The organism is Streptomyces sp. CB02980 (assembly GCF_014451325.2).
Lineage (GTDB): Bacteria > Actinomycetota > Actinomycetes > Streptomycetales > Streptomycetaceae > Streptomyces.
This window is the reverse complement of record NZ_JACSCH020000009.1, coordinates 107,938-127,133: the sequence shown is the minus strand read 5'-3', so window position 1 is coordinate 127,133 and position 19,196 is coordinate 107,938. Positions and strand designations below refer to the sequence as shown.

Genomic DNA, 19,196 nt, shown 5'->3' with positions numbered 1-19,196 from the left:
CGGCCGATGATGTACTGCGGCCGTCGCCACCGGAACCTGGGGGAACACCCGTTGCCGTTCACGCTGAGCCATGCCGCTGCCGTGCTGCCCGGACTGCGGCGGAACGGCACCGCGCGCGGACCGCTGGTCGCGTCCGCTCTCGTCGCGGGCTCCTTCGCGCCCGACATGACCTATTTCGCGGCGACGGCCCTCCCCGGGGCGATGGTCTTCGGGGACGTCACCCACTCCCCCGTCGGGATCGTCACGGCCGATGTCCTGATCACCGCCGCGCTGGTGGCCCTGTGGCTGACGGTCCGTGAGCCGCTCGTCGTGCTGCTGCCCGCCCGGTGGCGCGGGCGGGTGTACGGGTTCGTCCGGGGCGGTGTCTGGCGCGACCGGCACCCGGCCGTGCTCGCCGGGTGGTTCGGCCTCTCCGCGGTCGTCGGCTCGACGACCCATGTCGTGTGGGACTCCTTCACCCACCTCGACCGCTGGGGGACCCGGATGATCCCGTTCCTCGGTGACGTCGTGGCCGGGTTCCCCGTCTATCTCTATGCGCAGTACGGGGGTTCGGCGCTGGCGCTCGGACTCCTGGTCTGGTTCACGGCGCGGGCGCTCCGCTCCGCCGCGGGCGTGGAGCTGCCGACCGGGGTACGGGTCCCGGGCCGACGCGGGCGGCTGCTCGCGGCCGGACTCATCGGCGGCTGCGTCCTCGCCGGGATGGCCCACCGGGTGCTGCGCTGGGCCGCGTACTGGGGCTGGGACCGGATCGAGACGCCCCTGGACGTCATTCCGACGGCCTGCTTCGGGGCCGGTGCGGGGCTCGCCGTCGGCCTCGTGCTGTACGGGACGGGGGCACGGCTTCTGGGGGCGTCGCCCGCTGCGCGGCCGGAGGCCGCGGTCGCCCCTCCCCCGTCGCCGGGAGAAGGGGACCGCCCGGCGCCTCGGGCGGAGCGCCCTCGTCAGGGATCTCGCTGATCCTCTCCGGCGGGGTGAAGCCGTGGCGCCCACCTGCCGTGGCGCGTCAGTGTGCCGCCGAGTCCCAGTCGTGGCCTACGCCCACCGAGACGTCCAGGGGGGCGCGCAGGTCGGCTGCGGCCGACATCTGTTCGCGGACCAGGGCCTCGACCCGCTCGCGCTCGCCGGGGGCGAGTTCGAGCACGATTTCGTCGTGGACCTGGAGGAGCATCCGGGAGGCGAGGCCCGCCTCGGTCAGCGCCCGGTCGACGCCCAGCATGGCGACCTTCACGATGTCGGCGGCCGTGCCCTGGATCGGGGCGTTGAGCGCCATCCGCTCGGCGGCCTCGCGGCGCTGACGGTTGTCGCTGTTCAGGTCGGGCAGGTAGCGCCGGCGACCGAGCATGGTCTCGGTGTAGCCGGTGGCGCGGGCCTCGTCGACGACCCGGCGCAGGTAGTCCCGTACCCCGCCGAAGCGCTCGAAGTAGGTGTCCATCAGACCGCGGGCCTCGCCCGGGTCGATGTTCAGCTGCTGCGAGAGACCGAAGGCGGAGAGGCCGTAGGCGAGGCCGTACGACATGGCCTTGATCTTGCGGCGCATCTCGGCGTCGACGGCGGACCGCTCGACGCCGAAGACCTGGGAGGCGACGGTGGTGTGGAGGTCCTCGCCGGAGGCGAAGGCCTCGATGAGGCCCTCGTCCTCGGAGAGGTGGGCCATGACGCGCAGCTCGATCTGGCTGTAGTCGGCGGTCATGAGGGTCTCGAAGCCCTCGCCGACGACGAAGCCGTGCCGGATGGCGCGGCCCTCGTCCGTCCGCACCGGCACGTTCTGCAGGTTGGGGTCGGTGGAGGAGAGGCGCCCGGTGGCGGCCACCGTCTGGCTGAAGGTGGTGTGGATGCGCCCGTCGGCGGCGATCGTCTTGATCAGGCCCTCGACGGTGGAGCGCAGCCGGGCCTGCTCGCGGTGCCGGAGCATGATCACGGGCAGGTCGTGCTCGGTCTGGCCGGCCAGCCAGGCGAGCGCGTCCGCGTCCGTGGTGTACCCGGTCTTGGTCTTCTTGGTCTTCGGCAGGTTCAGCTCGCCGAAGAAGACCTCCTGGAGCTGCTTGGGCGAGCCGAGGTTGAACTCGTGGCCGACGGAGGCGTGCGCCTCCTTCACGGCCTGCTGCACGGCCCCGGCGAACTGCTGCTCCATGGCCTCGAGGTGGTCGCGGTCGGCGGCGATGCCGTGCCGCTCCAGACGTGCGAGGAGGGCGGAGGTGGGCAGCTCGACGTCGTGGAGGAGCGCGCGGGCGCCGACCTCGCCGAGCTTCTCCTCGAAGGCCGCGGCGAGGTCGAGGACGGCCCGCGCCTGGGTCATGAGGGCCTCGGCCTCGGCGGTGTCGTCGGCGCCGAAGGCGAGCTGGCCGTCGGCGGCGGCCGCGGGGGCGAGCTCGCGGTGGAGGTACTCGACGGAGAGCGCGTCGAGCGCGAAGGAGCGCCGGCCGGGCTTCACGAGGTAGGCGGCGAGGGCGGTGTCCATGGTGACGCCCGCGATGCTCCAGCCGTGCTCGGGGAAGACCCGCATGGCGCCCTTGGCGTTGTGCATGGCCTTCGGCCGGTCGGGGTCGGCGATCCAGGCGGCCCAGGCCCGCTCGTCGGCCTCGTCGAGCGCGCTCGGCTCGAACCACGCGGCGGCGCCTCCGGCGGCGGCGAGGGCGATCTCGCCCACGTTCCCCGTGCCCAGGGCCCAGGTGTCGACGGTGGCGATGCCGAGGGGCTCGGTGCCGTGCTCGGCGAGCCAGGGGGCGAGCTCGCCGGCGCCGAGGACGGTGCCGTCGATCTCGACGCCCGCCTCGGGGGCCGGGGCGGTGTCCTCGGCCGCGCCCGGGTCGACGGCGAGGAGCCGCTCGCGCAGCGAGGGGTTGCGGATCTCCAGGGTGTCGAGGACGAGGGCGACCGCCCCGCGGTCGTACGGCTCGCGGGCGAGGTCCGTGACGCCCTTCGGCAGCGCGACGTCCGTGACCATCGCGGTCAGGCGGCGGTTGAGCTTGACCGACTCCAGGTGGTCGCGGAAGTTCTGGCCGGCCTTGCCCTTGACCTCCTCGGCGCGCTCGACGAGCTCGTCGAAGGAGCCGAACTGGTTGATCCACTTGGCCGCGGTCTTCTCGCCGACGCCGGGGATGCCGGGCAGGTTGTCCGACGGGTCGCCGCGCAGGGCCGCGAAGTCGGGGTACTGCGAGGGCGTGAGGCCGTACTTCTCCTGGACCTTCTCCGGGGTGAAGCGGGTGAGCTCGGAGACGCCCTTGGTCGGGTAGAGCACGGTGGTGTGGTCGGAGACCAGCTGGAAGGAGTCCCGGTCGCCGGTGACGATCAGGACCTCGAAGCCGGCGGCCTCGGCCTGGGTGGCGAGGGTCGCGATCACGTCGTCGGCCTCGAAGCCGTCGACGGCGAACCGCGGCGCGTTCATCGCGTCGAGGAGCTCGCCGATCAGCTCGACCTGCCCCTTGAACTCGTCGGGGGTCTTGGAGCGGTTCGCCTTGTACTCCGGGAACTCCTCGGACCGCCAGGTCTTGCGGGACACGTCGAAGGCGACCGCGAAGTGCGTGGGCGCCTCGTCGCGCAGCGTGTTCGCCAGCATCGAGGCGAACCCGTAGATCGCGTTCGTCGGCTGTCCGGTCGCGGTGGTGAAGTTCTCCGCGGGCAGCGCGAAGAACGCCCGGTACGCGAGCGAGTGCCCGTCCATGAGGAGCAGGCGGGGGCGGGTGTCTGCGGGGTTCTTCGATGCTGTCTCGGCCACATGACGATCCTGCCACGGACGACTGACAATCCCGCCCACCGTTCCCGTCGGCACCGGCGGGGTGCCGGGCTGTCACCGCCGCGTGACAGGATCGGAGACGTACGCCGCAGGAATACCGCTCAAGGGAGAGCGCGATGGTCAGCAAGCCGCCGGTCGGCGACCCGGTCCAGGACGCACCGCAGGTCACGCCGCCGCAGCACGCCGCCGCCGGGCTGCCCGCCATCGGGCACACCCTGCGCATCGCCCAGGAGCAGATGGGGCTGCGGCGCACTGCGCGGACCCTGCTCAAGGTCAACCAGAAGGACGGCTTCGACTGTCCCGGCTGCGCCTGGCCCGAAGAGGACAAGCGGCATGTGGCGGAGTTCTGCGAGAACGGCGCGAAGGCGGTCGCCGAGGAGGCGACGCTGCGCCGGGTGACCCCGGAATTCTTCGCCGCGCACCCGCTGGCGGACCTGGCGACCCGCAGCGGGTACTGGCTGGGCCAGCAGGGCCGGATCACCGAGCCGATGCTGCTGCCGGCGGGCGGCGACCGGTACGAGCCGGTGACCTGGGAGCGGGCCTTCGCGATCCTGGCGGAGGAGCTCCGGGCGCTCGCCTCCCCCGACGAGGCGCTCTTCTACACCTCGGGGCGGACGAGCAACGAGGCGGCGTTCCTGCTCCAGCTCTTCGCCCGCGAGTTCGGTACGAACAACCTGCCGGACTGTTCCAACATGTGCCACGAGTCCTCGGGGTCGGCGCTGACGGAGACCATCGGCATCGGCAAGGGCAGCGTCTCCCTGGAGGACCTGCACCGGGCCGACCTGATCATCGTGGCCGGGCAGAACCCGGGGACGAACCATCCGCGCATGCTCTCGGCCCTGGAGAAGGCCAAGGCGGGCGGCGCGCGGATCATCTCGGTCAATCCGCTGCCCGAGGCGGGCCTGGAGCGGTTCAAGAACCCGCAGACCCCGCAGGGCATGCTCAAGGGCGCCGCGCTCAACGATCTCTTCCTCCAGATCCGGATCGGCGGCGACCAGGCGCTCTTCCGGCTCCTGAACAAGCTGGTCCTGGAGACGGCCGGGGCGGTCGACGAGGAGTTCGTACGCGAACACACCCATGGTTACGAGGAGTTCGTGGCGGCGGCCAAGGAGGCCGACTGGGACGAGACCCTCGCCGCGACCGGTCTGGACCGTTCCGAGATCGAGCGGGCCCTGGAGATGGTGCTGGCCTCGGAGCGGACCGTCGTGTGCTGGGCGATGGGTCTCACCCAGCACAAGCACTCGGTGCCGACCATCCGCGAGGTGGTGAACTTCCTCCTCCTGCGCGGCAACATCGGCCGGCCGGGCGCCGGGGTGTGCCCGGTGCGCGGCCATTCGAACGTGCAGGGCGACCGCACGATGGGGATCTTCGAGCGGCCCGCGCCCGCCTTCCTCGACGCCCTGGACAAGGAGTTCGGGATCGTCTCGCCGCGCCACCACGGCTTCGACGTGGTCCGGTCGATCCAGGCCCTGCGGGACGGCGAGGCGAAGGTGTTCTTCGCGATGGGCGGCAACTTCGTGGGGGCGACGCCCGACACGGAGGTGACGGAGTTGGCGATGCGCCGGGCCCGGCTGACCGTCCACGTCTCGACGAAGCTGAACCGCTCGCACGCGGTGACGGGCACGCGCGCGTTGATCCTGCCCACCCTTGGGCGTACGGACAAGGACGTGCAGGCGGGTGGCAAGCAGTTCGTGACGGTCGAGGACTCGATGAGTCTGGTGCACGCCTCGCGGGGCAATCTGCCGCCCGCGAGCCCGCATCTGCTGTCCGAGCCGGCGATCGTGGCGAGGATGGCCCGCGCCGTCCTCGGCGGCGGATCGGCCACGCCCTGGGAGGAGTTCGAGGCCGACTACGCCACGATCCGGGACCGCATCGCGCGCGTGGTGCCCGGTTTCGAGAACTTCAACGCCCGTCTCGCGGCGAACCCGGGCGGCTTCCAGCTGCCGCACGGACCGCGCGACGAGCGCCGCTTCCCGACGAAGACCGGCAAGGCCAACTTCACGGCGGCGCCCGTGGAGTACCCGAGGGTGCCGGAGGGGCGGCTGCTCCTCCAGACGCTGCGCTCGCACGACCAGTACAACACCACGATCTACGGCCTCGACGACCGCTACCGGGGCATCAAGGGGGGCCGCAGGGTCGTCCTGGTCCACCCCGAGGACGCGGCGGCGCTGGGCTTCGCGGACGGGGCGTACGCGGATCTGGTGAGCGAGTGGACGGACGGCAGCGAGCGGCGGGCGCCCGGCTTCCGGGTGGTGCACTACCCGACGTCCCGGGGGTGCGCGGCGGCCTACTACCCGGAGACGAACGTGCTCGTGCCGCTGGAGTCGACGGCGGACGTCAGCAACACCCCCGCGAGCAAGTCCGTGATCGTCCGTCTGGAAGAATCCGCCTCCGCCTAAGCGTTTGCTCAGGCAGTTCAGGAAGACCAGCCGTACGAAGACGTACGAAACGAACGGAGCCGGGCATGGGTGAGCAGGAGCACGTGAAGTTCCCGCAGGAGGTCCTCGACGAGTACGCGGCGCTGGGTGTCGACCTCCCGGCGCTCTTCTCGGCCGGGCACCTCGGCAACCGGATGGGCGTCCAGATCCTGGAGGCCTCCGCCGAGCGGGTCGTCGGCACCATGCCCGTGGAGGGCAACACCCAGCCGTACGGTCTGCTGCACGGCGGCGCCTCGGCGGTGCTCGCGGAGACGCTGGGCTCCATCGGCTCCATGCTGCACGGCGGGGTCTCGAAGATCGCAGTGGGCGTCGACCTGAACTGCACCCATCACCGCGGGGTGCGCAGCGGTCTGGTGACCGGCGTGGCGACGCCGGTGCACCGCGGGCGGTCGACGGCCACGTACGAGATCGTGATCACCGACGAACAGGACAAGCGGGTGTGCACGGCACGACTGACGTGTCTGCTGCGTGAGGTCACCGCGAAGGACGCGTCCAACATTCCGGACACGTCGAACGCCTGAGCGGTGACATACAGGGCCTGACCAGCCATGCACGACCAAGGGGCGGCACCTTCGGGTGCCGCCCCTTCGGCGTTCCCGAGCACCCCTCCACCCCCGGATTCGTCACGCTGTGTCACATGCACACGGTGTGGCGCATACCGAAGCGGAGGGGCCGGTTCGTCCGCTCAGGTTTCTGCCGTTGTCCGATATCCGGAGAGTCCGCTGAGCGGACCGTCAGTACCAAGAATCGCTCAAGCCCCTTAGCGGAACTGCGCGTTCTCACTATGTGAACACCGCATTACAGACCTCTATGTCCTGGTTTTCCCACCCGACGCGCACACTCTTTCCCCGTCGGCATAACAAGACAGTCACATCCTGTCCTCGGCGCTCCCCGACCCTCCCCACCTGCGCTTAGAGTCACCGCCAGTCACCGCGCCGCCGGGCGCGTTCTACTGCACGGCCCTGTACCAACTCCAGTACGGCCCGGCGTTCCAAAACGGCACCCCTCGCTCCGCAGCTTCACGGCACCGCCTCATCCGAGGGGGCCGCGCCAGGGAAAGGACCCTTCGTGCGAAACCGTTCGATGCTCATACTCACCACCGCGGTCACCGCGGGAGCACTCACCCTCACCGCCTGTGGTTCGCGCGACGACAAGGGCGCCGCGAAGGACGGCGACAGCGGCAACGTCACCGTGACCATCGGTCTCGACGCGCCCCTCACGGGTGAGCTGTCCGCCCTCGGCCTCGGCATCAAGAACTCCGCCGACCTCGCGGTCAAGACCGCCAACGAGAAGGCCTACGTCAAGGGCGTGACCTTCAAGCTGGAGTCCCTGGACGACCAGGCGCAGCCCTCCGCCGGTCAGCAGAACGCCACCAAGTTCGTCGCCGACAAGAGCGTCCTCGGCGTCGTCGGCCCGCTGAACTCCTCCGTCGCCGAGTCGATGCAGAAGGTCTTCGACGACGCGAAGCTGGTGCAGGTCTCCCCGGCCAACACCAACCCGGCGCTGAGCCAGGGCATCAACTGGAGCACCGGCGACAAGAAGCGCACCTACAAGTCGTACTTCCGCACCGCGACCACGGACGCCATCCAGGGCCCGTTCGCCGCGCAGTACGTCTACAACGAGGCCAAGAAGACCAAGGCCTTCATCATCGACGACAAGAAGACCTACGGCGCCGGCCTCGCGGGCACCTTCAAGGGCGAGTTCGAGAAGCTGGGCGGCAAGGTCCTCGGCACCGAGCACATCAACCCCGACACCAAGGACTTCTCCGCGGTCGCGACCAAGGTGAAGAGCTCCGGCGCCGACGTCGTCTACTACGGTGGCGAGTACCCGGCCGCCGGCCCGCTGGCCAAGCAGATCAAGGAAGCCGGCGCGAAGGTCGTCGTCGTCGGCGGCGACGCGATCTACAGCCCCGAGTACGTGAAGCTCGGCGGCGCGGCCGCGACCAACGGCGACATCGCCACCTCCGTCGGCGCGCCGATCGAGTCCCTCGACTCCGCCAAGGAGTTCCTGGCCAACTACAAGGCCAAGGGCTACAAGGAGGCCTACGAGGCCTACGGCGGCTACGCGTACGACTCCACCTGGGCGATCATCGAGGCCGTCAAGAAGGCCACCGAGGGCAACGGCGGCAAGGCCCCCGAGCGCGCCAAGGTCGTCGAGGCCATGCAGGGTGTCTCCTTCGAGGGCGTGACCGGCAAGGTCTCCTTCGACGAGTTCGGTGACACCACCAACAAGCAGCTGACCGTCTACAAGGTCGAGGGCGGCGCCTTCAAGCCCGTCAAGTCCGACACCTTCGGCGGCTGATCAACCTCACCACTCCGCATCACCAGCACCACTCAGCACCACTTTCACCGCGCGGGGGGCCGCACCTGGCTCCCCGCGCGGTGTCACATCCGTCGAAAGTCTCGGAGGACAATGCGGTGAACGAACTGCCGCAGCAGCTGGTCAACGGCCTGCTACTGGGATCCATGTACGGGCTCGTCGCCGTCGGCTACACGATGGTCTACGGCATCGTCCAGCTCATCAACTTCGCCCATGGCGAGATCTTCATGACCGGCGGCTTCGGGGCGCTCACGGTCTGGCTCATCCTGCCCGGCGGCACCAGCATGTGGGTCGCGCTGCCCGTCATGATCATCGGTGCCGTGATCGTCGCGACCACCATAGCCGTCGGAGCGGAACGGTTCGCCTACCGCCCGCTCCGCGGTGGCCCACGCCTCGCCCCCCTCATCACGGCCATCGGTCTCTCGCTCGCCCTGCAGTACGCGGTGTGGGTGTGGTACCCCGAGGCGAAGTCCGCCCGGACCTTCCCGCAGATTCCCGGCGGTCCGATCGAGCTCGGCCCCATCACCATCCAGACCGGCGACGTCTTCCTCCTGATCGCCGCCCCGATCTGCATGGCCGTCCTCGCCTTCTTCGTCATGCGCACCCGCGTCGGCCGCGGCATGCAGGCCACGGCGCAGGACCCGGACACCGCGAAGCTCATGGGCGTCAACACGGACCGGATCATCGTGATCGCGTTCGCCCTCGGCGCCGCGATGGCCGCCGTCGGCGCCGTCGCCTACGGCCTCAAGTACGGCGTCGTCGACTACAAGATGGGCTTCCTCCTCGGCCTCAAGGCCTTCACGGCCGCCGTCCTCGGCGGTATCGGCAACATCTACGGAGCCATGATCGGCGGAGTCGTCCTCGGTATCGCCGAGACCATGGCGACGGCGTACATCAGCCACATCCCCGGTATGGAGCAGCTCGGCGGCCAGTCCTGGGCCGACGTCTGGGCCTTCGTACTCCTCATCGTCGTACTCCTCGCCCGGCCACAAGGCCTCCTGGGCGAGCGCGTCGCGGACAGGGCGTGAGCACCATGACCACCATCTCCGAGAACCCCCAGGCAGCACCGGTCTCCAAGCAGGACGAGGCCACCGGTCTCATCGGCTTCGTGCCGGCCAAGGCCGCCCGCGCCCTCACCCTGGGCGGCGCCGTCCTCACCGTCGCCAGCTGTTTCCTCTCGTGGACCTGGACGCCCACGTTCCCCGGCGACCTCACGTACTACGGCTCCCCGGCCGGCCTTCAGCTCCAGGTCCTGGTCCTGGGTCTGCTCACCGCCCTCTTCGCCGTCTCCTCGTACGGCGTCAAGGGCACCCGCTGGCTCACCCCGGCCGGCGCCGACGCGGCCGTCAAGGTCGCCGCGCTCGCCGCCTTCGGCACCACCTGGTACACCGTCGCCGCGATCAGCATCTCGCTCGGCGGCCCGGTCAACCTGGAGCCGGGCGGCGCGATCGTCGCGTTCGCCACCCTGATCACCCTCCTCGGCGCCCTCGCCCTTCCCTTCGAGCGGCCCAAGGTGCTGCCCGTGGACCCCGAGGACACCGGCTGGGACCAGTTCAAGCACCGCGCCGGCAACGGCTGGACGGCCTTCAAGGGCGCCTTCGCCGCCACCGGCCCCGCCCGCAAGCTGCCCCCGCTGCACTCCTCCGTCGAGATCCTGATCATCACGGGCATCCTCGCCGTGGCGCTCGGCGTCTTCACCTACGGCGTCGGCACCGAGTACGACGAGCTGTTCCTCGGCTTCCTGATCACGGCCGCCCTCGGCTTCGCCGCGGTCAACAAGTCGGGCCTCATGCAGCAGGCCACGCAGCTCACCAAGAAGCACCAGAACCTCACCATCGCGGGCGCCTTCACCGCGGCGGCGCTCTTCCCCTTCACCCAGACCGACGACCAGTACGCGACCCTCGGCGTCTACATCCTGATCTTCGCCACGGTCGCCCTGGGTCTGAACATCGTCGTCGGCCTCGCCGGTCTCCTCGACCTCGGTTACGTCGCCTTCCTCGGCGTCGGCGCCTACGCGGCCGCCCTCGTCTCGGGCGCCCCGACCTCGCCGTTCGGCGTGCACTTCCCCTTCTGGGCCGCCATCCTGGTCGGCGCCGGAGCCTCCCTGGTCTTCGGCGTCCTCATCGGCGCCCCGACCCTGCGACTGCGCGGCGACTACCTCGCCATCGTGACGCTCGGCTTCGGTGAGATCTTCCGTATCGCCGTCATGAACACCGACGGCACCTCCGGTCCGGACATCACCAACGGCTCCAACGGCATCGCGTCCATCCCGAACCTCAACATCTTCGGGTTCGACTTCGGCGCCGAGCACTCGATCGCCGGATTCACCATCGGCCGCTTCGCGAACTACTTCTTCCTGATGCTGCTGATCATGGCGGTCGTCGTGCTGGTCTTCCGGCGCAGCGGCGACTCCCGCATCGGCCGCGCCTGGGTCGCCATCCGCGAGGACGAGACCGCCGCGCTCGCCATGGGCATCAACGGCTTCCGGGTCAAGCTCATCGCCTTCGCACTCGGCGCCTCCCTCGCCGGCCTCGCCGGCACCGTGCAGGCCCACGTGACCTACACGGTGACCCCGGAGCAGTACCTCTTCGCCGGTCCGATCCCGCCCAACTCCGCCTTCCTGCTCGCAGCCGTCGTCCTCGGCGGCATGGGCACGATGAGCGGCCCGCTGGTCGGCGCCTCGCTGCTCTTCCTCATCCCCAACAAGCTCCAGTTCATGGGCGAGTACCAGCTCTTCGCCTTCGGCGTCGCACTGATCCTGCTCATGCGCTTCCGCCCGGAAGGCATGATCGCCAACCGGCGCAACCAGCTGGAGTTCCACGAGAACGACGAGACGCCCGCCACGCTCGCCAAGGCAGGTGCCTGAACCATGACGACCACCACGAAGACCGCCGACGCCACCGCCGCGCCGACCGCCGGCGAGACCGTGCTCGACGCGCGCGGGGTCACCATGCGCTTCGGCGGCCTCACCGCCGTGCGCGATGTGAACCTGACCGTCAACAGCGGCGAGATCGTCGGTCTCATCGGCCCCAACGGCGCCGGCAAGACCACCTTCTTCAACTGCCTCACCGGTCTCTACGTCCCCACCGAGGGTGAGGTCCGGTACAAGGGCACGGTCCTGCCGCCCACCTCGTACAAGGTCACCGACGCCGGCATCGCCCGCACCTTCCAGAACATCCGTCTGTTCCACAACATGACGGTCCTGGAGAACGTCCTCGTCGGACGCCACACCCGGATGAAGCAGGGCCTCTGGTCGGCGCTGCTGCGTCTGCCCGGCTTCAAGAAGGCCGAGGCGGAGGCGACGGACCGGGCCATGGAGCTCCTGGAGTTCATCGGACTCCAGGACAAGGCGCAGCACCTCGCCAAGAACCTCCCGTACGGAGAGCAGCGCAAGCTGGAGATCGCCCGCGCCCTCGCGAGCGACCCCGGTCTGATCCTGCTCGACGAGCCCACCGCCGGCATGAACCCGCAGGAGACGCGGGCGGCGGAGGAACTCATCTTCGCCATCCGGGACATGGGCATCGCCGTGCTCGTCATCGAGCACGACATGCGGTTCATCTTCAACCTCTGCGACCGGGTCGCCGTACTCGTCCAGGGCCAGAAGCTGATCGAGGGCGACAGCCAGACCGTCCAGAGCGACGAGCGGGTCATCGCCGCGTACCTGGGCGAGCCCGTCGCGGACACCCCGGCGGAGGAGGCCCCCGCGAAGGAGGCTCCCGCGAAGGCCGCCCCCTCCGAGGACGCGCCCGCCGAGGAGGACGCACCGTCGGACGAGGACGCACCGTCGGAGGCGGACGCCCCCGCGGCCCCCGAGGCCCCTGAGGCGACCGAGACCCCCGAGGCCGCCGCCGACGAGGCACCGGCCGCCGAGGAGACCTCCTCGGAGGACACCACGCAAGACCCTGCTTCGGGCAAGGAGAACGACGCATGACCGCACTGCTCGAAGTCGAGGACCTGCGCGTCGCCTACGGAAAGATCGAGGCCGTCAAGGGCATCTCCTTCTCCGTCGAAGCCGGTGAGGTCGTCACCCTCATCGGCACCAACGGCGCCGGAAAGACCACCACCCTGCGGACCCTCTCCGGGCTTCTCAAGCCGGTCGGCGGCCAGATCAAGTTCGAGGGCAAGTCCCTCCGCAAGGTCCCCGCACACAAGATCGTCTCGCTGGGTCTGGCCCACTCCCCCGAGGGCCGGCACATCTTCCCCCGGATGACGATCGAGGAGAACCTCCTCCTCGGCGCCTTCCTCCGGAAGGACACCGCGGGCATCGCCAAGGACGTCCAGCGCGCCTACGACCTCTTCCCGATCCTGGGCGAGCGTCGCAAGCAGGCCGCCGGCACGCTCTCCGGCGGTGAGCAGCAGATGCTCGCCATGGGCCGGGCATTGATGTCCCAGCCGAAGCTGCTCATGCTCGACGAGCCCTCCATGGGTCTCTCGCCGATCATGATGCAGAAGATCATGGCGACCATCGCCGAGCTGAAGGCCCAGGGCACCACGATCCTGCTCGTCGAGCAGAACGCCCAGGCCGCGCTCGCCCTCGCGGACCAGGGTCACGTGATGGAGATCGGCAAGGTCGTGCTCTCCGGCACCGGCCAGAACCTGCTCCACGACGAGTCCGTCCGCAAGGCGTACCTCGGCGAGGACTGACCCACCCGGTCGGCACCACGGACAGAAGGCCCGCCCCACAGAGTCGTGGGGCGGGCCTTCTCCGTACGCGTACGGGGGGGCGGGCTGGGCTACTGGCCCTTGGCCGCCTTCTTCTCCTCGGCGTCCTCGATGACGGCCTCGGCGACCTGCTGCATGGACATGCGCCGGTCCATGGACGTCTTCTGGATCCAGCGGAACGCGGCCGGCTCCGTCAGCCCGTACTGGGTCTGCAGGATGGACTTGGCACGGTCGACCAGCTTGCGGGTCTCCAGGCGCTGGGAGAGGTCGGCGACCTCCTGCTCCAGGGCGCGCAGTTCGGAGAAGCGGGAGACGGCCATCTCGATGGCCGGCACCACGTCGCTCTTGCTGAACGGCTTCACGAGGTACGCCATGGCGCCGGCGTCCCGGGCCCGCTCGACGAGCTCGCGCTGCGAGAAGGCGGTGAGCATGAGGACGGGGGCGATGGACTCGCCGGCGATCTTCTCCGCGGCCGAGATGCCGTCGAGGACGGGCATCTTCACGTCGAGGATGACGAGGTCGGGGCGGTGCTCGCGGGCGAGCTCGACGGCCGTGGCACCGTCACCGGCCTCGCCGACGACCGTGTAGCCCTCTTCCTCCAGCATCTCTTTGAGGTCGAGGCGGATGAGGGCCTCGTCCTCGGCGATGACGACGCGGGTCGTCAGCGGCGGGACGTGCGACGCGTCGGCGTCGTCGGCGGGCTGGGGCGACTCGGGGGCGGTCACGGGGGCTCCTCGTTGCGGGGCAGGTACTGCTACATGAGCCTACCTAGGTCCTGTATGTTTGAGACACAGCAGGTTGCCATGTACCTTCGTTTCGAAGGAGCCCCGGTAGCCCAGCGGGAGAGGCAATGGTCTCAAACACCATACAGCGTGGGTTCGAATCCCACCCGGGGCACTTTACCTTCGATTCCAAGGAATCAATCCAACAAGCTTGGCGATCTTCACTCGTCACGGTGAACACCTCTTCGATTGCAGGTCGGGGAGCGCCCGTCGGGCCAAGCTGCCGACATGGGGCAGCACAATCCTTCGATTCGCGAAGAAGCTCTCGCACTCCTCCGCCGAGGTCTGAGCAACAGGACAGTCGCCGAACAACTCAACGTGCCGCGCGGCACGGTCGGTTGGTGGCTCTCGGAGGACCGGCGACGGCGCGGCGTCCGATACCAGCACCCGACAGACTGCCCCCGGTGCACTGGGCGAACCTTCGACGCGCCGGCCTACGCCTACCTCCTGGGGCTCTATCTCGGAGACGGCCACATCACCTCCAAGGCGAAGCAGCACCACCTGTCGGTCTTCTGCACCGCCTCATGGCCAGGACTGATCGATGCAGCCGAGGACGCCATGCGCCGCGTCATGCCGATGCCCAGCGTTCGACGACGGTCCAGGCAGGGCTGCGCCGAGGTGAAGTCCTTCACGAAGCACTGGACATGCATGTTTCCTCAGCACGGGCCCGGCAAGAAGCACGAACGCGAGATCGCTTTGGAGTCCTGGCAGCAGGAGATCGTCAAGGCGCACCCCTGGGAGTTCATTCGCGGTCTGATCCACTCGGACGGCTGCCGGACCATGAACTGGACCACCCGCATGGTGAACGGGGAGCGCAAGCGTTACGAGTACCCGCGGTACTGGTTCACCAACGTCTCTGACGACATCCGGCAGCTCTACACCGACACCCTCGACATGCTCGGCATCGAATGGACCCACTGCACCCGCCACGGAAAGCCGTACAACATCTCCGTCGCCCGCAAAGCCTCCGTCGCCCTCATGGACGCGCACGTGGGTCCCAAGCACTGACCCCTACGTCAGCGGATCCCCGATGTGGTGGACCCGCACCAGGTTCGTCGAGCCCGCGACTCCCGGCGGGGAGCCGGCCGTGATCACCACGATGTCGCCCTTCCGGCAGCGGCCGATCCGCAGCAGTTCCTCGTCCACCTGGGCCACCATCGCGTCCGTCGAGTCGACGTGCGGGCCGAGGAAGGTCTCGACGCCCCAGGTGAGGTTGAGCTGGGAGCGCGTCGCCGGGTCGGGCGTGAAGGCGAGCAGCGGGATCGGCGAGCGGTAGCGGGAGAGCCGCTTGACCGTGTCGCCGGACTGCGTGAAGGCGACGAGGAACTTGGCGCCGAGGAAGTCGCCCATCTCGGCGGCCGCGCGGGCCACCGCGCCGCCCTGGGTGCGGGGCTTGTTCCGGTCGGTGAGCGGCGGGAGGCCCTTGGCGAGGACGTCCTCCTCGGCCGCCTCGACGATGCGGCTCATGGTGCGGACGGTCTCGATGGGGTAGCGGCCGACGCTGGTCTCGCCGGAGAGCATCACCGCGTCGGTGCCGTCGATGACGGCGTTCGCCACGTCGCTCGCCTCGGCGCGCGTGGGGCGGGAGTTGTCGATCATCGAGTCGAGCATCTGGGTGGCGACGATGACCGGCTTGGCGTTCCGTTTGGCGAGCTTGACGGCCCGCTTCTGGACGATCGGCACCTGCTCCAGGGGCATCTCGACGCCCAGGTCGCCGCGGGCGACCATGATGCCGTCGAAGGCGGCGACGATCTCCTCGATGTTCTCGACGGCCTGCGGCTTCTCGATCTTGGCGATGACGGGCAGCCGGCGGCCCTCCTCGTCCATGATCCGGTGGACGTCGTCGATGTCCCGGGCGCTGCGGACGAAGGAGAGCGCGATGACGTCGGCGCCGATGCGCAGCGCCCAGCGCAGGTCCTCGATGTCCTTCTCGGAGAGGGCGGGGACGGAGACGGCGACACCGGGCAGGTTCAGGCCCTTGTTGTCGGAGACCATGCCGCCCTCGATGACGAGGGTGTTCACCCGGGGTCCGTCGACGGAGACGACCTCCAGGGTGACGCGGCCGTCGTCGACGAGGATGCGTTCACCGGTGGTGACGTCGTCGGCGAGGCCGGAGTAGGTCGTTCCGCAGCAGTGGCGGTCGCCTTCCATCGGCTCGACGGTGATGGTGAACTCGTCGCCGCGTTCAAGGAGTACGGGACCTTCGCGGAAGCGGCCGAGGCGAATCTTCGGGCCTTGAAGGTCGGCGAGGACACCGATGCTGCGACCGGTCTCGTCGGAGGCTTTGCGTACGCGCTGGTAGCGCTCCTCGTGCTCGGCATACGAGCCGTGGCTGAGGTTGAAGCGGGCCACGTCCATTCCGGCCTCGATCAACGCCTTGATCTGGTCGTATGTTTCGGTGGCGGGCCCAAGGGTACAAACGATTTTCGCTCGGCGCATGCTTCGAGCCTAGGCCTTACCCACCAGTAGCGAGTTGGCGGGACATGACTACTCAACAACCTTTCCGTGAAAGGCTGTTGACAAGTCTTGAATCTGTGCGCCGGGGTGCTCCGATGAGCGATTTTCGCGCCCCGGCGCCCCCTGTCTCAGAGTGCGGGCGGCCGCATCGTGAAGCGCGCCACGACCTCGGCGGTCACCGTCTGGCGCTGTGGTTCGAGGTCGAGCGGCGGGGCCTCCCCGACTCCCTCCGCCGAGTACGCCACCGCTGCCGAGCCGAAGGCCGCCCGCCGCGGCATCAGCGGCTCCGCGACCCCCGCGTCCGAGAGTTCGAGGAGTGAGGAGAGGGAGGTGCCGAGCGCCTCCGCGTAGGCCCGTGCCCGCTGCACCGCCTCCGTCACCGCGAGCCTGCGGGCCTCCGCGTACGCCGGGGAGGCCGGGCGCAGGAACCACCACGGGCCGTCGACGCTCGTCAGCTCCAGGTCGGCGAGCCGGGTCACCAGCTCCCCGAGCACGGTGAAGTCGGTCAGTTCGGCGGTGACCCGCACCCGCCCGTGGAAGGCGTGCACCCGCTCTCCCCGCCCCTTGCGGGTGAGCTCGGGGGAGATCGAGAAGCTGCCCGTCTCCAGTTTCTCCACGGCGGAGCCCTGCGCCTTGACCAGGTCGAGCACCAGGGCGTTGCGCCGGGTGAGGTCCGTGAGGGTCTCCGACCGGTCGGGCCCCCGGGCGGAGACGGCCACCCAGATCCGGGCGAGCTCCGGGTCGACCTCCAGACGGCCCTCTCCACGAACCGTCACCTGGGGCGCTTCCGGGGTCGCGTGTTCCTGCGTCACGTCCTGACTCCTCCGTGTTCGGCAGCGATCGTCCACCGAACACTTTCCCACTCCGTAACCCGAAAGCTCTGTTGCCGACGTGGCTGTCCGGGTCAGAATCTACGCGCGTTGTGCGCCACGGTCGGCGCCGACGGCACAGAACCACAAGGGGAGAGAACACATGCCGCTGAACCGCAGGACGTTCCTGGAGCGCTCGGCCGCCGCCGGGGCCGGAGTGGCCGTCGCCGGAGCCGTCGCCGTTCCCGCCGAGGCCCACGGCGGCCACGGCCGCCCGCGTCCGCGGAAGCGGTACTCCTTCACCGTGATGGGCACCACCGACCTGCACGGCAACGTCTTCAACTGGGACTACTTCACGGACAAGGAGTTCGACGACAAGGCCCACAACGACGTCGGCCTCGCCAAGATCTCCACCCTGGTCGACCAGGTCCGCAAGGAGAAGGGGCGCCGCAACACGCTCCTCATCGACGCCGGCGACACCATCCAGGGCACCCAGCTGTCGTACTACTACGCCAAGGTCGACCCGATCACCGCTCGCCGCGGTCCGGTCCACCCGATGGCCCAGGCCATGAACGCCATCGGCTACGACGCCGCCGCGCTCGGGAACCACGAGTTCAACTACGGCATCCCGGTGCTCCGCAAGTTCGAGGAGCAGTGCGACTTCCCGCTGCTCGGCGCCAACGCGCTCGACGCGAAGACCCTGCGCCCGGCCTTCGCCCCGTACAGCATGCACCGGCTGCGCACCCCGCACGGCAAGGACGTCAAGGTCGCGATACTCGGCCTGACCAACCCGGGCATCGCCATCTGGGACAAGGCGAACGTCAGCGGCAAGATGGTCTTCCCGGGGCTTGAGGAGCAGGCCGCGAAGTGGGTGCCCAGGCTGCGCTCGATGGGCGCGGACGTGGTCGTCGTCTCGGCGCACTCCGGTTCCAGCGGCACCTCCTCGTACGGTGACCAGCTCCCCCACATCGAGAACGCGGCCGGGCTCGTGGCCGAGCAGGTGCCGGGCATCGACGCGATCCTCGTCGGCCACGCGCACACCGAGATCCCCGAGTACCGGGTGAAGAACAAGGAGACCGGCAAGGACGTCATCCTGTCGGAGCCCCTGAAGTGGGGCCAGCGCCTCACCCTCTTCGACTTCGACCTGGTGTGGGAGAAGGGCTGCTGGACCGTCGAGAAGGTCGCCGCGCAGGTCCTCAACTCCAACACGGTGGCGGAGGACCCGGAGATCACCGGGCTGCTCGGGGACGAGCACAAGAAGGTCGTCGCGTACGTCAACCAGATCATCGGCACCTCCACCGCCGCGATGACCACGGCCGATGCGCCGTGGAAGGACGAGCCGATCATCGATCTGATCAACGTCGTCCAGGCCGAGACCGTGAAGGCGGCCCTCGCGGGCGGCGCCCATGCGGCCCTGCCGGTCCTCTCGCAGGCCTCCTGCTTCTCCCGCACGGCCCGCATCCCGGCCGGTCAGGTCTCCATCAAGGACGCCGCCGGTCTGTACCCCTTCGAGAACACCCTGGAGGCCCGTCTGATGACGGGCGCCCAGTTGAAGGACTACCTGGAGTTCTCGGCCCGGTACTACGTGCGGACCCCGGCGGGCGCTCCGGTGGACACCGCGAAGCTGACCAACGCCGACGGCATCCCGGACTACAACTACGACGCCGTGTCGGGGCTCACGTACGACATCGACATCGCCATGCCGGCCGGTTCCCGGATCGTGAACCTGTCCTTCGAGGGCAAGCCCCTCGACCCGGCGGCGAAGTTCGTCCTCGCGGTCAACAACTACCGGGCGAGCGGCGGCGGTGCGTTCCCGCACGTCGCCGGCGCCCAGCAGCTGTGGGCCAACTCGGACGAGATCCGCAACACCATCATCCAGTGGGTGACGGCGAAGGGGACGGTCGACCCGTCCCTGTTCGCCTCGGTGGGCTGGAAGCTGACGCGGGACGGCGTCCCGGTCTTCTAGGGCTCATCGGGCCACTCGTTCGGTCATCCG

At 69.4% G+C, this 19,196-nt stretch carries 14 protein-coding genes and 1 tRNA gene; 11 read left to right on the top strand and 4 right to left on the bottom strand.

The window, feature by feature from the left end:
• Positions 1-51: 51 nt before the first annotated feature.
• On the top strand, positions 52-957 hold the full coding sequence (locus E0F75_RS20330) for a DUF4184 family protein (protein ID WP_187623962.1): 906 nt from the start codon (positions 52-54) through the stop codon (positions 955-957).
• Between the two features lie 46 nt (positions 958-1,003).
• Here the strand turns inward: E0F75_RS20330 and polA are convergent, their stop codons facing one another.
• A complete protein-coding gene (gene polA, locus E0F75_RS20325; RefSeq protein WP_187623961.1) occupies positions 1,004-3,715 on the bottom strand; it encodes a DNA polymerase I in 2,712 nt (903 codons plus the stop codon).
• Positions 3,716-3,849: 134 nt separating this feature from the next.
• On the opposite strand from polA, the gene E0F75_RS20320 reads away from it, so the two are divergent.
• The 7 genes from E0F75_RS20320 (at position 3,850) to E0F75_RS20285 (ending at position 13,134) form a co-directional block, all read left to right on the top strand.
• Positions 3,850-6,132, top strand: coding sequence for an FdhF/YdeP family oxidoreductase (locus E0F75_RS20320; protein ID WP_187623960.1), 2,283 nt, complete (start codon positions 3,850-3,852; stop codon positions 6,130-6,132).
• Between the two features lie 65 nt (positions 6,133-6,197).
• Positions 6,198-6,692 (top strand): PaaI family thioesterase, encoded by a 495-nt coding sequence (locus E0F75_RS20315; RefSeq protein WP_187623959.1) that lies wholly within the window; start codon positions 6,198-6,200, stop codon positions 6,690-6,692.
• A gap of 562 nt (positions 6,693-7,254) precedes the next feature.
• Positions 7,255-8,472, top strand: coding sequence for a branched-chain amino acid ABC transporter substrate-binding protein (locus tag E0F75_RS20310; protein WP_194481362.1), 1,218 nt, complete (start codon positions 7,255-7,257; stop codon positions 8,470-8,472).
• A 116-nt stretch (positions 8,473-8,588) separates the two neighbouring features.
• The gene (locus tag E0F75_RS20305) at positions 8,589-9,518 is read left to right on the top strand and encodes a branched-chain amino acid ABC transporter permease (protein ID WP_056645839.1); all 930 of its coding nucleotides are present in this window, start codon (positions 8,589-8,591) and stop codon (positions 9,516-9,518) included.
• Between the two features lie 5 nt (positions 9,519-9,523).
• The gene (locus E0F75_RS20300) at positions 9,524-11,356 is read left to right on the top strand and encodes a branched-chain amino acid ABC transporter permease (RefSeq protein WP_187623957.1); all 1,833 of its coding nucleotides are present in this window, start codon (positions 9,524-9,526) and stop codon (positions 11,354-11,356) included.
• A 3-nt stretch (positions 11,357-11,359) separates the two neighbouring features.
• Positions 11,360-12,421 (top strand): ABC transporter ATP-binding protein, encoded by a 1,062-nt coding sequence (locus E0F75_RS40065; protein WP_187623956.1) that lies wholly within the window; start codon positions 11,360-11,362, stop codon positions 12,419-12,421.
• The gene (locus E0F75_RS20285) at positions 12,418-13,134 is read left to right on the top strand and encodes an ABC transporter ATP-binding protein (RefSeq protein WP_187623955.1); all 717 of its coding nucleotides are present in this window, start codon (positions 12,418-12,420) and stop codon (positions 13,132-13,134) included. The genes E0F75_RS40065 and E0F75_RS20285 overlap by 4 nt, the downstream gene beginning before the upstream one ends.
• Positions 13,135-13,223: 89 nt before the next feature.
• Here E0F75_RS20285 and E0F75_RS20280 read toward each other — a convergent pair whose 3' ends face one another.
• Complete coding sequence (locus E0F75_RS20280) at positions 13,224-13,877, bottom strand: ANTAR domain-containing response regulator (protein ID WP_187623954.1); 654 nt, start codon at positions 13,875-13,877, stop codon at positions 13,224-13,226.
• A gap of 99 nt (positions 13,878-13,976) precedes the next feature.
• Here E0F75_RS20280 and E0F75_RS20275 point away from each other — a divergent pair.
• Together E0F75_RS20275 and E0F75_RS20270 are read left to right on the top strand one after the other, a co-directional pair.
• Positions 13,977-14,049 (top strand) — tRNA-Leu (locus E0F75_RS20275).
• A 113-nt stretch (positions 14,050-14,162) separates the two neighbouring features.
• A complete protein-coding gene (locus E0F75_RS20270) occupies positions 14,163-14,942 on the top strand; it encodes a helix-turn-helix domain-containing protein (RefSeq protein ID WP_187623953.1) in 780 nt (259 codons plus the stop codon).
• Positions 14,943-14,945: 3 nt separating this feature from the next.
• Here E0F75_RS20270 and pyk read toward each other — a convergent pair whose 3' ends face one another.
• Positions 14,946-16,373 (bottom strand): pyruvate kinase, encoded by a 1,428-nt coding sequence (pyk, locus tag E0F75_RS20265; protein WP_187623952.1) that lies wholly within the window; start codon positions 16,371-16,373, stop codon positions 14,946-14,948.
• A 146-nt stretch (positions 16,374-16,519) separates the two neighbouring features.
• Positions 16,520-17,203 carry an SIMPL domain-containing protein gene (locus E0F75_RS20260; protein WP_229312751.1) on the bottom strand — a complete coding sequence of 228 codons (684 nt, stop codon included), beginning with the start codon at positions 17,201-17,203 and terminating at the stop codon, positions 16,520-16,522.
• A gap of 160 nt (positions 17,204-17,363) precedes the next feature.
• Between E0F75_RS20260 and E0F75_RS20255 the strand changes: the two genes are divergently transcribed.
• On the top strand, positions 17,364-19,166 hold the full coding sequence (locus tag E0F75_RS20255) for a bifunctional UDP-sugar hydrolase/5'-nucleotidase (RefSeq protein WP_187623950.1): 1,803 nt from the start codon (positions 17,364-17,366) through the stop codon (positions 19,164-19,166).
• Positions 19,167-19,196 lie beyond the last annotated feature (30 nt).